The sequence below is a fragment of the Paenibacillus alkalitolerans genome, from assembly GCF_016482785.1.
Classification (GTDB): Bacteria; Bacillota; Bacilli; order Paenibacillales; family YIM-B00363; genus Paenibacillus_AE; species Paenibacillus_AE alkalitolerans.
The window spans coordinates 60,805-75,400 of record NZ_JAEMXM010000013.1; the positions used below are offsets into that span (position 1 = coordinate 60,805).

General features: G+C 51.7%; 13 protein-coding genes. 10 read left to right on the forward strand and 3 right to left on the reverse strand.

Annotated elements, in window-relative coordinates; translation table 11 throughout:
- Nucleotides 1-50 precede the first annotated feature (50 nt).
- A complete protein-coding gene (locus JET16_RS19095; protein ID WP_199618860.1) occupies nt 51-1,301 on the forward strand; it encodes an ABC transporter substrate-binding protein in 1,251 nt (416 codons plus the stop codon).
- Here the strand turns inward: JET16_RS19095 and JET16_RS19100 are convergent.
- Both JET16_RS19100 and JET16_RS19105 read right to left on the reverse strand, forming a co-directional pair.
- Nucleotides 1,287-2,408 (reverse strand): hypothetical protein, encoded by a 1,122-nt coding sequence (locus tag JET16_RS19100; RefSeq protein WP_199618863.1) that lies wholly within the window; start codon nt 2,406-2,408, stop codon nt 1,287-1,289. The two genes, JET16_RS19095 and JET16_RS19100, sit on opposite strands and share 15 nt — an antisense overlap.
- Nucleotides 2,409-2,527: 119 nt before the next feature.
- On the reverse strand, nt 2,528-3,496 hold the full coding sequence (locus JET16_RS19105; RefSeq protein WP_199618867.1) for a hypothetical protein: 969 nt from the start codon (nt 3,494-3,496) through the stop codon (nt 2,528-2,530).
- Nucleotides 3,497-3,623: 127 nt separating this feature from the next.
- Here JET16_RS19105 and JET16_RS19110 point away from each other — a divergent pair, with 127 nt between their 5' ends.
- From JET16_RS19110 to JET16_RS19145, 8 genes are all read left to right on the forward strand, one after another.
- Entirely contained in the window at nt 3,624-4,748 is a 1,125-nt protein-coding gene (locus JET16_RS19110) for a class I SAM-dependent methyltransferase (protein WP_199618879.1), read from the forward strand.
- 614 nt (nt 4,749-5,362) lie between these two features.
- On the forward strand, nt 5,363-6,622 hold the full coding sequence (locus JET16_RS19115; protein WP_199618889.1) for an S-layer homology domain-containing protein: 1,260 nt from the start codon (nt 5,363-5,365) through the stop codon (nt 6,620-6,622).
- Nucleotides 6,623-6,657: 35 nt separating this feature from the next.
- On the forward strand, nt 6,658-8,280 hold the full coding sequence (locus tag JET16_RS19120; protein ID WP_233531913.1) for an ABC transporter substrate-binding protein: 1,623 nt from the start codon (nt 6,658-6,660) through the stop codon (nt 8,278-8,280).
- Between the two features lie 237 nt (nt 8,281-8,517).
- Nucleotides 8,518-9,486, forward strand: a complete 969-nt coding sequence (locus tag JET16_RS19125; protein WP_199618895.1) for an ABC transporter permease — start codon at nt 8,518-8,520, stop codon at nt 9,484-9,486.
- A 13-nt stretch (nt 9,487-9,499) separates the two neighbouring features.
- A complete protein-coding gene (gene opp4C / locus JET16_RS19130) occupies nt 9,500-10,426 on the forward strand; it encodes an oligopeptide ABC transporter permease (protein ID WP_199618897.1) in 927 nt (308 codons plus the stop codon).
- Nucleotides 10,427-10,474: 48 nt separating this feature from the next.
- Entirely contained in the window at nt 10,475-11,479 is a 1,005-nt protein-coding gene (locus tag JET16_RS19135; RefSeq protein ID WP_199618899.1) for an ABC transporter ATP-binding protein, read from the forward strand.
- Nucleotides 11,480-11,481: 2 nt separating this feature from the next.
- Complete coding sequence (locus tag JET16_RS19140) at nt 11,482-12,462, forward strand: ABC transporter ATP-binding protein (RefSeq protein WP_199618909.1); 981 nt, start codon at nt 11,482-11,484, stop codon at nt 12,460-12,462.
- A 114-nt stretch (nt 12,463-12,576) separates the two neighbouring features.
- A complete protein-coding gene (locus JET16_RS19145) occupies nt 12,577-13,293 on the forward strand; it encodes a response regulator transcription factor (RefSeq protein WP_199618910.1) in 717 nt (238 codons plus the stop codon).
- A gap of 111 nt (nt 13,294-13,404) precedes the next feature.
- Here the strand turns inward: JET16_RS19145 and JET16_RS19150 are convergent, their stop codons facing one another.
- Nucleotides 13,405-13,638, reverse strand: coding sequence for a DUF2626 domain-containing protein (locus JET16_RS19150; protein ID WP_199618911.1), 234 nt, complete (start codon nt 13,636-13,638; stop codon nt 13,405-13,407).
- Nucleotides 13,639-13,941: 303 nt separating this feature from the next.
- Between JET16_RS19150 and JET16_RS19155 the strand changes: the two genes are divergently transcribed.
- The gene (locus tag JET16_RS19155) at nt 13,942-14,595 is read left to right on the forward strand and encodes an RsfA family transcriptional regulator (RefSeq protein WP_199618913.1); all 654 of its coding nucleotides are present in this window, start codon (nt 13,942-13,944) and stop codon (nt 14,593-14,595) included.
- Nucleotide 14,596 lies beyond the last annotated feature (1 nt).

The window sequence follows — 14,596 nt, forward strand, 5'->3', positions numbered from 1 at the left end:
ACAAAACTGAAATCCTACAAGTTTCTTCTTTCTGCTATGATTAAAATATTATGAAGAAGACATATTTGTTCGGCGCGCTCACTGTCGTCATGACTGTCGTTCTGCTGCTCGGCTTGGGATCGCCCGCGCCCGTTCCGGTCAACATGCCGTGGGGTGCGGCAGAGAAGGAAGACGAGGTGCTGCAGGAGCCCCCGCTGGCATCTCCGGTGGAATTGAATATCACTCTCAGCGTTTCGCCGGCCGAGTTCAGGCTGTTCGAACGTATAACGGACGGGTTCGAGGAGAGGAATCCTCATGTACATGTGCAGATGGAGAACATTCCTGAACAAAAGCTGTATGCACACTATTTGAAGGATACTTCTCTCGGGACGGCGCCGGACGTCATGCTTATGAAGGCCGCTTGGGTTCGTTCCTTTGCATCCGAAGGCCGCTTGCGCGCGCTCGACGATGTCGTCGCCGTAGAGCAGCAGAATCGCTGGTTCGACTCGGTTCTCGAAACGGTCAGTTGGAACGGTTACATATGGGCGCTTCCGGCGAATTGGAATCCCTACGTCATTGTATATAAGCCGCCGGCGGCAACGGGAGGAGGTCCTGCAGGCAAACCGGCGCCTTCAACCGTAACTGAGTGGCTTGACCGCTACGGAGAGCCCGCGCTTAACCGGTCGGATTATGAAAGCTGGACAGTTATTTCCGACGGGTTGGTCGTGCCCGATCAACGCCCTTCCGAAGTAGGTGCAACCGATGAGGCCGGTCAGCAGAGCTCAGACGAGGCGAAGCGGTTGACCGCGGCTTGGAATGATGGAGCGCAAGAGGCAAGCGAAGCGCTGGAAAAGGTTCTGCGGGGTGAAGCGGCATGGGCGATCGTGACTTTAAGCGAAGCGCTGCAGTTCAGCGGGGAGCGGAATGTGAAGGACGGCTCGTTAATGTTGACGCCCGTTCCGCCTCCGGCCGCCCGCGTTAACCGGACGGTTCCTCCGCTTACCGGCCTGAGTTTCGGCGTTTCACCCGTATCGCTCCATCCGGAAGAAGCTGCGAATTGGATCACGTATGTTTCGGATCGCATTCTTCAGGAGGAAGCCGCCGGAAACGAACTCGGGCCGGTTGGGTTTTCCGTGTCTGTAAACGCTTATCCGTTCCCTTCGGATACTTTAAACACGCCCGCGGCCGAAGCTGGAGAGGCGGTGTTTCCGCTCGGTATACTGCCGGTCTCCGAATTGGGAAAACTGATGGAAGCGGTCGACGCGGTTCACGCGGCTGACGAGCCGGCTGCGGATTCGCGCCGGACGTCAGTCGTTCCCTAATGCAAGAGGGAAACCATTGAACTTTAGCTTGACCTCGAGCGTTCGCACTTTTGTCTTTACCTCGGACGCTTCTAATCCCGCGAACAACCGGCCTGGGCGGAACGTTAATTCAAATTGCTCTTGCAGCGCTTTGCTTGTCGTATCTGGGAGAGTGAAGCCATTGTAATTCAACGCGGCGATTTGAAACCGAAGAAGGTTTTCCGGCTCTTGTTCCAGTACGTACCGTCCTTCGATCGTTGCCTTCTTCGAATCATGCGAGCCGAAAATTATCAATTTATTTTCCTCGAAGCGAAACGTCACCTCTTCGAACAGCCGGCTTTTCGATCTCAGGTAACCGTTGAAATCTTCTTCCGAAAGCCGAACGAATATATTCGTTCCGTCCAGCGACAGCTTGGACTCGTCGGTTAACAGATCGGCGATATCGTTCATTGCCTTGCCGAACTCCGTGAGATATGTTTTAAATAGCGGCAGTCCTTCGATTTCCCAGTCCGCCGTTAATTGCTCGATTTGTCCGGTCTGCTTCTCCCGTTCGTCTTCTGTCAGCTGCGCCAGTTTTCGGTCGAAGTCCTTCTGCAGGGCGGTCAGATGCTCTCTTTGCACCAAGCGGTCGGAAATAACGGTCTGAAGGCGTTCATGCGTCTTCTCCAATTCCGCCGACAGCCGAAGCCTCTCTTCATATGCCGCCCGGTAGCTGCGGAGTACGCGGAAATCATTCCTTACAACCGCATTCAAATAATCAAGGACGGCCAGTGCGTCGTTGAGCGAATCCATTCGAATCAACAGCAGCCACAGATGATCGCGGTTTCCCATGTAATAGGCTCTTAGCACTTTGCCGGCGGCGTCGCTCTTTTTGTCCATCACGACCTGCTGTTTCGATAATGCCGCCTCATTTTCTACGATCCGCGACTGTACCGCCTTCTCCTCTTGCTTCAATCGGGCAACTTCTTTGTCGATTTCATGGATGGTAAGCCCTTGCTGCAGCAGGGACCGGTCCGGTGCGGCAGGTTCCGCCGACGGTGCCGCATTCTCCGCCGCTGCACTCCCCAAGGCAAGCGTAAACAGCACGACCGCGCCGATCAGCCGTTTCGCCCATCTCAATTCGTTCATTCCGTTCCCCTCTTCCGCAACTGTAGGTCATCCTCATATAAAATTATCGATAAAACGTTCCCGCCATGACAGAAAAAAGCCCCGATTCCGGAAATTGCCGAAAATCGAGGCTTGTGAGGTCATTGTTGCTTTGCTGCTGCCCGGTCTGCGGCTATAAACTTCAGAAGATCGGAGAAGGGAAGCGCTTGGTCGGGAACCGGCTTTGTCATCTGAGGCTGACGGTTTACTTCGGTTTTGAGAATAGTTAACTGCACATGGCTTTCATTAGTAAACGTGACGTCGAGCGATTGTTCCGCTATAAATCCGTCGGAGTCTATCGTAACGGCGACGGTTCCGCCGGGAAGAAGCTTGGCGCTCTTTCCATTGTACTGCGTCCACTGCGTGGCGGTGTCGTTTCCGATCAGCTTCAACTCTTGCAGCTTCCCGATCGCTGCCGACCAGCCGGCTGCGAAAGCGTCGGCAATATCGTCGGCATTTTCATCGGTGACTGCGATTTCAATGCGATTCGGTCCTTGTTCGTCTTCGCTTGCCGATTGACGGACCCATCTCGCATCCGCGGCGGAAATGATGGAAGGGACCAGCGTATCGAGCGCTTTCTGCCATCCCATAACGACCGCGGGGTCGAATGGCACGGAAGATTTCAAATCGAGCGGTTTGTCGACGAGAAAATATTCGTTCTCTTTGTTCAACATTGGAATGCTGACGTACAATTTGTTATCTTGGATTAGCAGCGGCACGTTGTACGTTTGCTTTGCCGCATCGTCGCGCAAGGCGATGTCCGCTTCTACCCGAAGCGGGTCGGTATAGGCTGCGCCCTTCCAGGACAAGCCTTCTTCCGACGCCAACATTGCGGCCGCGCCTGCGAAAATAGGGGATACCGGAGGTTGTTGCGCTCCGTCGGAGTTCCATTTCACCTTCATCTTGGCTTCGAGCGCGTAGTTGGAGATCTCCCCGTTCTTGTCATATGCGGCAGCAACGGCGGACTTCCATTTGTCCCCGTCGGGGTTTTCGTTTGTGCAGCCCGTGAATAAGGCCGCGGCAGCCACCGTTATTACGGAGGCGGCGGTCAACCATCTAGTAATCGTCATTCGAACTTGTTTCCCCTTCCTGCAAAAGAACCGCATCATGAATGTAGAAATATTATATCAGGCAACCATGCCCGTTGTCTTTAAGAACGAAGGCAAGAGGCACATGGCAATTTGAGGAGGAACGGCGTTGGCTCATCCCGGCAATCAATCGTTGATCGAACGCATCCGCGCGTTGATGGAACAATGCGGCGGAGCGATTCCGTTCGCGCAATATATGAATATGTGTCTTTATGATGAGAAAGACGGCTATTACACAAAAGAAGCTGCCAAAGTTGGAAAAGACGGCGATTTTTACACAAGCGCTTACGTCGGAACGGCAATGGGATGGGCAATTGCTTCGTTCATTGCGGAAGCGGCGGAAGCGGCGCTATCGGGCGGCGGCGCGTTCACTGTGATGGAATGGGGCGGAGGAGACGGCCGATTGGCGAAAGCCGTCCTGGATACGCTTGCGGAACAGTATCCCCAAACTTATGAGCGGTTGACATTCGTTTCGGTGGATACGAGTGCTTATCATCGCATGCTGCAGTCGGACGCGCTTGACGCTTACAGGGGAAAGGTGGAAGCAATCGTTTCGCCGGCCGATCCCGCGGTCGGAGAAGCGTTGAGCCGCGGCTTCACCGTATTGTACGCGAATGAGCTGCTTGATGCCTTTCCAGTGCACCGATTGCGCAAGGAAGGCGGCGAAGTGAAAGAGATTTATGTGAGTTGGAATGAGGAACGCGGCGCGTTTGCGGAAATCACGGGACCGGTTTCCGACGTTCGGATTGTTGATATGTTAGACCGGCTGTCCGTCCGTTTGCAGGAAGGGCAGACGGCTGAATTGAATCTCGGAGCAACGGAATGGATTCGCAATCTCGGTTCGGCCGTAGTCCGCGGCGCAGTGGCTCTTATCGATTACGGCGACGTATCTTCGGAGCTCTACGCCTCGCACCGGATGGAGGGAACGCTCGTTTGCTACCGTAAGCACGCCGCGCACGGGGATCCGTACGTGTGGGTCGGCGAGCAGGATATGACCGCGCATGTCGACTTTGGACTGTGCAGGCTCTCGGCACTCGAAGCGGGATTCACCGATGTGGAGCTTCGCACGCAAAAACAATTTTTGGTGGAGCGCGGCATATTGAACCGTCTGCAGCCGCACGCGGGCACCGACCCGTTCTCTCCCGAAGCGCGAAATAACAGGGCGATCCGCCAGCTTCTATTGAGCGACGGGATGAGCGAGCTGTTTAAAGTGATGACGATGCGCAAGGGGTAGGGCACGCAGTTCACATAATGTTGAGTTAGTTGCCGTAAGCGAAGATACTTCGATAACAGGGTGGCGAACGCCGGATTTGAGCGCTGCAAGCGAAGAAACTTCGCTTACAAAAGTGGACTTCATTGCGCAGGAGGTGTTTTCTTCAAGCTTTTACTCGTCAACGGTTACATTAGCATTAATGTACTCCGTTGAGAAAAAGTAAACAATCTTCTCTGTTACTTCGATGTTGATTTGAACAACCCTCTCCAACTATGACCCACTTAACAACCCTTGTAAGCTATTTACCGCCATATTCCCCGATTTTCACACCATTTTCTGCCATTATAGCGCTTCTCCACTCTCTTTCTCGGGCTGTCTATGAATGGAAGCGTTTTTTTGAGAATTTTGTAAGGAATTCGTTAGTTTTTCGCAAGATTCAAGACAAGGAATTTGTTAATAAAATATGAAATATTATTACCTATGCTGCCATACGGGCGAACGGCTACCGAAGAAAGCTCGGATGACGGGGATTGGGGGGAATTGCCCGGCGGTCGATTATCTTTCTTCCGGAGGTTCGTATCGGCTCAGCTCATGGCGCTCTACACACTACAGAATTCTTGAAGGAGGATGCAAATTTGAACATCCGCAAAATCGCAGTTGTCGGCGCTCTATCCTTGTTCTTAACGGTCGGCAGCGCCTCCGCATTCGCCGCATCGTTGGAAGATACGATCGGACTTGCCGGTGAAGAGTCGATCAACAAGCTGGTCGCTCTAAACGTATTCTCGTCGGGCGCGAGCTTCCGTCCGGAAGATCCGCTCACCCGGGGCGAACTCGCGTACATATTGAATCAAGTATTGATGCTCGAAACTCCGTCAAAACTCCCCCAAATCAAAGACGTAGCCACCGCGAAGGGCGCAAACGCCAACATCGCCAAAGCGGTCGGCAACGGATATATTTCGTTGAACAACGGTAAATTCCATGCAAACTGGAGCGTGACTTACGGCGAGCTTAGCAAGGCGCTTGCGTACGGACTTGGCTTCAAACCGTCCTGGTCCGACCGGAAGGTGGACACGTTCTACTACCTTGAGCGCAAAGGCGTGCTCTCGATCGACACTGATCTTGACGCGAAGGTCACCCGCGAAGACGCGGCAGTGATTATCGATAATTTCCTTACAGCCAAAGGTTACTTCAACGCAGACGAAGGCGTCGTCAGCGGATTGACGGATACAGGCATCATCATCAACAACGGCTCCGCGAATGTAGAATACAAAGTGGCTAAGAATGCCGTGTTCTTTATTAACGGCGAAGGAGCCGAGAAAACTGCCTTCGGTCCGGGCACTGCCGTAGAAGTCGCGTTGAACGCGAAAGGCGAAGCCGCATATATTAACGGCGGAATTCTGGGCCTTGTGGAAGGCGCAATTACACTGTCGGACGGCAAAGTGAAAATCAATGACACTTTGAAAAATGTCAATCTCAATGCTGTTGTAACGCCGCTTACGAACAGTCCGGACAAAACGTTTACTTTCACGAACTTCGGCCTTTACAGCGCCGCGGGAGTTACATTCGGCGGCGGAGTGTATGTAAACGAAGGCACGGATGAAGTTACGATGTTGAATGTGAATATGGCGAAAGCGGAGGGCAGAGCTTTCACGGTGAGCGGTAACAAAGTGACGCTCGATTTCTCCGGAGACGCGCTCGACAATCAAACGTTCGCGGTTGCGGAAGACGCAAAGATCGTGCTTGAGACCGATGCCGAGAAGACGCTTGCACTGGCCGACCTAGCCGCTCTTCAAACTGACAACACGTTGAGCGGGACGATTGAAATCAACAGTGACGGAGTCATTACTGCAATAACGGCAAAGGCCGAGCCGAAAAAGACGGACAAGGCTGAATAAAGCACATAGAGAGGAGTATACATTCCGTGAAAAATATGATTAAGAAAATTGCAGCTGTCTCTCTTGCTACGGCTTTGGTATTCTCTGCAGTCGGAGCTACAAGCGCAGGTGCCGTCCGCGAGGGGTATGACCCGAAAAAAGCCGGCGGCAAAGTCGTATTAACTTCGTTCGCCGACCCGGTAATCTTCATATGGAACCGCGCAAGCGATTCCGCATCCAACGACTTGATGGATATGATGTTCGAACCTCTTGTCGATTCCGGTTTCAACGGCCAACCGGTTCCTGGCCTTGCGACAAGCTGGAAGTTCGATAAGAAAAACCTGACATATACTTTCAATCTTCGTAAAGGCGTTAAATGGCACGACGGCAAGCCGTTCACCGCAAAAGACGTAAAATTCAGCTTCGATATGTACATTCATCCGGATTCGCTGAATACGTACAAAGCGGATTACCAGTCGATCGAGAGTGTCTCCGTCGTTGACGATTACACCGTAAAATTCAAATTGAAAGAAAACAACGTCTTTTTCCTTGTCGGTCCTGCGAACGACGGGCTGATTATGCCGGCGCACCATTTCCCGAACGGAGTGAAAGATTATAACGCGGACAACTCCAAATTCGGCCGCAATCCGATCGGTACAGGTCCGTACAAGTTGAAGGAATGGAAGTCGGATGAGCGCATCGTTCTCGTCGCAAACAGAAATTGGTGGGCAGGCCGTCCGTATATGGATGAAGTCGTCACCCGCATTCTTCCCGACGCCAACGTAGAGGCGCTCAACTTGATCAAGGGCGACGTCGACTTCGTAGAATCGATTACCCCGAGAACATTGTCGCAGGTGGCGAAAGACAAAGACCTCAAGACGGTTACGTACGATTACGGCCGTTTCGACTATGTCGGCTGGAACAATGCAAACCCGATTTTCAAAGATAAGAAAGTGCGCCAAGCGGTGAACTACGCGTTGAACCGTCAAGCGATCGTATCGCAAATTTTCCTCGGCAAGGCGTATCCTGGAACGGGCCCGATGCATCCGAAGCTGCCGCAAGAAAACAAGAGCGTGAAGCCTTATCCGTACGATTTGAAGAAATCGGCGGCATTGTTGGCGGAAGCGGGCTGGAAGAAGGGTTCAGACGGTGTTCTTGCGAAAGACGGCAAAAAATTTGAAATTGAAGTCACTTACAACAACGGCAATGTGATCCGTCAAAAGATCGCACAAGTTCTTGCGGCCGATTTGAAGAAGCTCGGCATCAAGGCGACGGTTCGCGGCTATGAATGGTCCTTGTACCTCGATAAGTACATGAAGGGCGAGCTAGACATGTTTGTGCTTGCATGGGGCGGCTACGACGGCGCATCTTTGGAACACTACGGAATTTTCCACTCTTCCGCCATACCGAATATTGAGAAAGGCACCGCCGGCAACAACCGGATGCGCATCAACTATCCGAAAGTCGACAAAATCCTTGAGCAATATTTGACGGAAGAAGATGCGAATAAGCGGATCAAGATGTATCAAGAGCTGCATGCATTCTTGGCTGAAGAAGCTGTGGCGGCGTTCACCCACCACCCGAGAGTCACTGCCGGCATGGACAAAAACTTGATGGGCGTGAAAATTTCGATGGCCAGCCCATACTTCAACATTCACGATTGGTACTGGAAGAAATAGTTCACATGCTTCGCACCTTAGACAACTCATACCGAGCGTAACGCGACAACCTTACTGACAGCCGCTTGCGATGTAAGCCCGTCGCGGGCGGCTGTCTTATAATGTCAGAAAGTATTAGTTTTATGACCTAAACACCTTTGTGACATTGCAAGAAAAACTTCCTCTAATCGCGGTCTCGCTTCCTGAATGTACTTCGAAAAAGTTTTTCTTATTTTGCCTGAAATGAGGGGTTCAGCTTTGTTTGTATTTATCGTGCGCCGAACGCTGCAGACGATACCTCTTCTGTTTATCATATCCATCATAACGTTCCTGCTCATGACGCTCGCTCCCGGCGACCCGACCGCCATGTTTCAAAATCCGGAAGGGGAAAATAATGCGGAGAGTTTAGAAAACGTTCGCGATAAGCTCGGATTGAACGAACCTATTTACGTCCAATATTTGAAATGGTTGAAACTGATCGTATTGGAAGGCGATATGGGTTACTCGTTTCAAGACGGTCGTCCGGTGCTGACGAAAATTGTGGAGCGCATACCCGCGACATTAATATTGATGGGCACCGCGATTACATTATCGTTCCTCATCGCCATACCTATAGGCGTGTACTCGGCGGTGCGAAAATATTCCGCATTGGATAACACTTTCACCGTTTTGTCGTTCCTGGGGGTCTCGATCCCTTCGTTCTTCTTGGCATTAATGGCCATTCTTGTTTTCTCCATTACGTGGCCGATCTTTCCGGTTAGCGGGATGCGCGGCGACGATACTTCGGGTTTCGACTTTGCCGATATTGCCTACCATCTTGTGCTGCCGGCTACCGTGTTGGCTTTCGGTCTCATAGCATCTTTGTCGCGTTTCATGCGTTCCAGCATGCTCGATGTCATCAATCAGGATTTTATCCGCACCGCAAGAGCCAAAGGATTGTCCGACAACAAAGTTGTTTTGAAGCACGCGCTTCGCAATGCGCTTCTGCCAATCATCACGCTGATCGGCTTGCAGCTGCCGCATTTGCTCGGAGGCGCGCTCATTATCGAGCAAATCTTCGCATGGCCGGGCATGGGGAGACTTGCCGTCGGCGCCATATTCATTCGCGATTATCAGGTCATTATGGGAATTACCATGGTAGGTTCCGTACTTGTCGTTCTTGGCAACTTGCTTGCGGACGTGCTGTATGCCGTCGTCGACCCGCGCATCCAATACGGCAAAAATTAGTGAGGTGAAAATAGTGAGCATCCCGAATCCTGCTGCAACCCCCGCAACCGGAGCTCAAGTGCAGAACGACTGGTCGATGCAGGGCAAAATCGAGAGCCGCAGCGCGGCGATATGGAAAAGATACCGCAAAAACAAGCTGGCCGTCCTCGGATTGATCGTCATTGCAATCTATGTAATTCTGGCTATTTGCGCACCGTTATTTTCCGAATACAATCCTGAAAACTTTGATTTGATGGCAGCGGATTTGCCTCCAAGCTGGGAACATCCTTTCGGAACGGATTCGCTCGGCGGGGACGTATTTATTCGTTCGCTGTACGGCGCCAGAGTTTCCTTAACCGTCGCGGTCATCGCCATGGTCATTACGGTTGCCATAGGAGTCGTATACGGGGCGATTTCCGGTTATTTCGGAGGCATCGTAGATACAATCATGATGCGGATCGTCGACGCTTTGCAATCGATTCCTTCTTTCTTCTTGCTTCTTATTATCGCCGCTATCATGACTCCTTCCATGTGGTCAACGATCCTGGCGATCAGTCTGCTCGGATGGATGAGCATGTCGCGGATCGTGCGAAGCGAAATATTGTCTTTGCGCCAACGGGATTACGCCGCCGCGGCGCTTGCAACAGGCGAGTCGAAGCCCAGCATCATTTTTTATCACATTTTGCCTAACGCCATCGCTCCGATTATAGTCATCGCGACATTGGACGTCGCCGGTAACATCCTGTACGAAGCGACGTTAAGCTTCTTGGGTCTCGGTATTCAACCGCCAACGCCAAGCTGGGGAAATATGCTGTCTGCAGCCCAAGAGCTGGTTACGTTGACAATGTACCCTTGGACGGCCGTATTTCCGGGTCTATGCATTATGATTGCCGTGCTCTCCGTCAACTTTATCGGAGACGGCTTGCGCGACGCGCTCGATCCGAAAATGAAAGATAAGTAATGCTGAAGAAAGCAATGTTTACGTTATAGCTTCGAGGAGGACAAGCCAATGGCAGCGATTGAAACGAAACGGGCGACGTTGGTTCAAGTTACAAATTTAAAAACGTATTTTTATACGGAAGACGGCGTGGTGCCCGCGATTGACGGCGTGGATTTTGAAGTGCGCGAAGGCGAAACGCTGGCCATAGTCGGTGAATCGGGAAGCGGCAAGAGCGTTACGTCGCTATCCTTGATGCGGTTGATTCCAACCCCTCCCGGCAAAATCGCGGAAGGCGACATCACGTTTAAAGGCGAAAGCCTGCTTAAGAAGTCGGAAGCCGAGATGCGACATATACGCGGCAATAAAATATCGATGATATTCCAAGAGCCGATGACTTCGTTAAATCCGGTTTTCCGCGTTGGAGACCAAATTGCCGAAACGCTGATCCTGCATCAGAACATGAACAATCAGCAAGCTTTAGCCGAAGCGGTCGAGCTGTTGAAATTAGTCGGTATTCCCGAACCCGAGCGGCGGGTGAAACAATACCCTCACGAACTGTCCGGGGGAATGAGGCAGCGTGTGATGATTGCGATGGCGCTTGCCTGCAAGCCGGAATTGCTCATTGCGGACGAACCGACCACGGCGCTGGACGTAACGATTCAAAACCAAATTTTGCAATTGATGAAACAATTAAAAGAGACAACAAACACTTCCATTGTCTTGATTACGCACGACCTGGGGGTAGTGGCGGAAATGGCCGACCGTGTAATCGTCATGTATTCCGGTCAAGTCGTCGAGCAGGGGGACGTGTATACGATATTCGAAAATCCGAAACATCCTTATACGGAAGGGCTGCTTCGATCAATGCCCAGCCATGAGAAGCGAACGGGCAAGCTGTATGCGATCGAAGGCGTCGTTCCGAATCCGCTCAATCTCCCGCCGGGATGCCGCTTCGCGCCGAGGTGCGAATACGCGAACGATCTGTGCCGGAGCGCGATGCCGGATATTACGAGAATGAACGACGATGAGCTGGTACGCTGCTGGAAATACACGGACCGTTGGGAGGACCGATAGCCATGTCAAGCCGGGAAACGCTGTTAAAAGTAGATCGAGTAAAAAAATATTTTCCGATTCGCGGCGGACTGTTCGGCAGAGTCAAGGCGCATGTGAAAGCGGTAGACGACGTTTCTTTCGAATTATATAAAGGCGAAACGCTCGGTCTCGTGGGAGAAAGCGGCTGCGGCAAGTCAACGATCGGCAAGACGATGGTGCGGCTGCTCTCCGCTTCGGAAGGAACCGTCGAATTTGAAGGCCGAAATATTTTTCAGCTCAACGACAAAGATATGCGCCATCTGCGCAGGGACATGCAATTTATTTTCCAGGATCCGTTCTCTTCGTTGAATCCCCGGTTAAGCGTCGGCGAATCGATCGAAAGGGTTTTGAAAATTCACGGCATGGGAAACAGGAAAGAACGGGAAGAGAAAGTGCAGCAGCTTCTGGAGCTGGTAGGGTTAAGCCCGTACCATATCAGACGTTATCCGCATGAATTCAGCGGCGGACAACGGCAGCGCATCGGGATCGCCAGAGCGCTTGCCTTACATCCGAAGCTGATCGTGCTTGACGAGCCGGTGTCGGCTTTGGACGTCTCGATCCAATCCCAAGTGGTGAACCTGCTTGAAGAGCTGCAGCAGCGGTTCGGATTGACCTATTTGTTCGTATCCCATGGGTTAAACGTTGTGCGCCACATCAGCAACCGCGTAGGCGTTATGTATCTCGGCAAGCTTGTCGAGCTCGCGGATACGGACGAATTGTTCGAGCGTCCCAAGCATCCATACACGAAAGCGCTCATCTCTGCGAATCCGATCGCAAATCCGCGGCTGCGAAATCAAGAGAAGATCGTTCTGCACGGCGACGTGCCGAGCCCGATTACTCCGCCGTCGGGATGCCGCTTTCATACGCGTTGTCCTTTCGTTCAACCGAAATGCAAAGAGACGGAACCCGCTCTTACTGTGGATGCTGACGGGCATCGTGTCGCTTGTCATTTCCCGTTGAATTGACGGCATCTTTGGTAAAATAAAAATTTTTTAACATGCGGTTGAATCGAAGAGGAAATTGTGTCCAGTCCGCGAATATAAAGTACTAAATATGTGGGACCTTAGGGTGAGTTTTTCATGGATAGGAAGCTGCTGATCATTGATGAACAACCCGACCGAGGGTCGGCTTTGGAATCGCAATTCCAACGGTTAGGTATCGTCGAGCGCTGTGAGGATGGAATTTCCGGGCTCGTAAAGACTCTCCAATTCAAGCCGGACGTCATTGTCGCGAGCAGCATGGCTCCCAAATTATCCGGTGCCGAGCTATGCGAACAAATTCGCGCTTCCTCGCAATCGGTCATCATCATGCTATCGCCGGGCTCCGAAGAAGAACGGGTCGCATGCTACGATGCGGGAGCGGACGAGGTCGTGGGATGTGACATCGGCACGAGGGAAATCGCCCTAAAGGCGGCAGCTTGGCTTCGCCGATGCGTACCCTCCTCTCAGCCGGAAGCTGAAGCGACTACGCTCCATTTCGGTCCGCTGACCATGAATCAACGCACCCACAGGACGTTCGTCGGAGGGGAAGAAGTGCCCTTGACCCGCAAGGAGTTCGCAATACTTTGGATGCTTGTTTCGAGGCAGACACACATTGTGAGCCGCAATGAATTGCTGCGAATCGTTTGGAGCTATGAATCGCTCGGCGACGACCGGATGATCGACACGCACTTGAATCGTATTCGCAAGAAGCTGAGCGAGTATAACCACATCTTTACGATCAAGACGGTATGGGGCATCGGCTATAAACTTGAGAAAGTAAAGGCGGAGCCTGTACCTCGAAGCGGGACGATGTAAATACATAACGAAGAAGAGCTGCACAGAGCGGAGCCGTCCGCTGTTGTGCGGCTTTTTCTTTGCGAAATAAAAAGAGCCGCCCGGATTCGGACGGCTCTTGTTTCTGACGCTTTAAAAAGTCTCCATTCTGAAGAACGACCAATACGTAAAACCGGTGAACGATAAGATCATATACCCCCAGAACAGGAGTATGTAGGTCCGTTCGGACAAATTCATATACCCCAAGATGACGAAAGCGGCTGTTTGGAAAAAGAACAGCAACGCCATCTGAGTCATATCTCCTGCCAAAGCCATCAAGCCGATGACGAGGGTCCAAAAACCGAGAACCCGGAACATGCGCGGCATGATGCTTCCCCCTCTCTACATCGCAATCTCGCCTTCGTGTTTGCGTACCTACATGACATTATATCCGTTAAGGCCAACGGTGTAAACGATGGAACAGTGACAGATTCGGGAACTTTCGTACATGCCGATATGGTTTGTTATTACGAATGAAAATATAAGTTTCGCGGTGAATAGCGTCTCATGTATGTTCCGCCGTACTTTTGGACATACCGAATAGTATGAAATAGATTCTATGAACTCTACCATGGGCATAGAGATAAATTGTGGATCTATACCGAAATCTTGGTTAGGAGGAATAAAAGCATGTCGGCAGTACGACAAGATGCATGGAGTGCGGAAGACGATCTGATTTTGGCGGAAGTCACGCTTCGTCATATTCGCGAAGGGAGCACGCAGTTATCGGCTTTCGAAGAGGTAGGGGAGCGTATCGGCAGAACCGCAGCGGCTTGCGGGTTCCGGTGGAACTCGAGCGTTCGCAAAAAATACGATGCGGCCATTCAGATCGCGAAAGCGCAGAGGCAAAAGCGCAATCAAGTAAAAAAGCAGTCCGTTTCCGCAAACGACATGGCTACCGCATCGTCCGTCGCCACGCTGGAAATCGATGGCGGGGCGAAATGGGAAAGCGCTACGGAAGATTCTCTTTCCTTCGACGCGATCATCCGGTTTTTGCGTCAATGGAAAGGAACCCACACGGAAATCACAAGACAGCTCAAGACAATGGAAAGAGAAATGCGTGAAAAAGACGAGGAAATTTCGAGGCTTCGGGAGCAAAATGAGAGATTGTCGCATGAAGTAAACAGCGTCCAGTCCGATTACAGGATTGTAAACGACGACTACAAAGCATTGATACAAATTATGGACCGCGCCAGAAAGATGGCATTTCTACTGGAAGAAGAAGAAGAACCGAAATCGCGGTTCAAGATGGATGCAAACGGCAATTTGGAAAGAATTGAATAGG

Excerpts from the sequence above, each read along its gene's own strand:
- JET16_RS19140 (WP_199618909.1), top strand. The coding sequence starts at position 11,482 with ATGTCAAGCCGGGAAACGCTGTTAAAAGTAGATCGAGTAAAAAAATAT.
- JET16_RS19155 (WP_199618913.1), top strand. The coding sequence starts at position 13,942 with ATGTCGGCAGTACGACAAGATGCATGGAGTGCGGAAGACGATCTGATT.
- JET16_RS19095 (WP_199618860.1), top strand. The coding sequence starts at position 51 with ATGAAGAAGACATATTTGTTCGGCGCGCTCACTGTCGTCATGACTGTC.
- JET16_RS19150 (WP_199618911.1), bottom strand. The coding sequence starts at position 13,638 with ATGCCGCGCATGTTCCGGGTTCTCGGTTTTTGGACCCTCGTCATCGGC.
- JET16_RS19135 (WP_199618899.1), top strand. The coding sequence starts at position 10,475 with ATGGCAGCGATTGAAACGAAACGGGCGACGTTGGTTCAAGTTACAAAT.
- JET16_RS19120 (WP_233531913.1), top strand. The coding sequence starts at position 6,658 with ATGATTAAGAAAATTGCAGCTGTCTCTCTTGCTACGGCTTTGGTATTC.
- JET16_RS19105 (WP_199618867.1), bottom strand. The coding sequence starts at position 3,496 with ATGACGATTACTAGATGGTTGACCGCCGCCTCCGTAATAACGGTGGCT.
- JET16_RS19100 (WP_199618863.1), bottom strand. The coding sequence starts at position 2,408 with ATGAACGAATTGAGATGGGCGAAACGGCTGATCGGCGCGGTCGTGCTG.
- JET16_RS19145 (WP_199618910.1), top strand. The coding sequence starts at position 12,577 with ATGGATAGGAAGCTGCTGATCATTGATGAACAACCCGACCGAGGGTCG.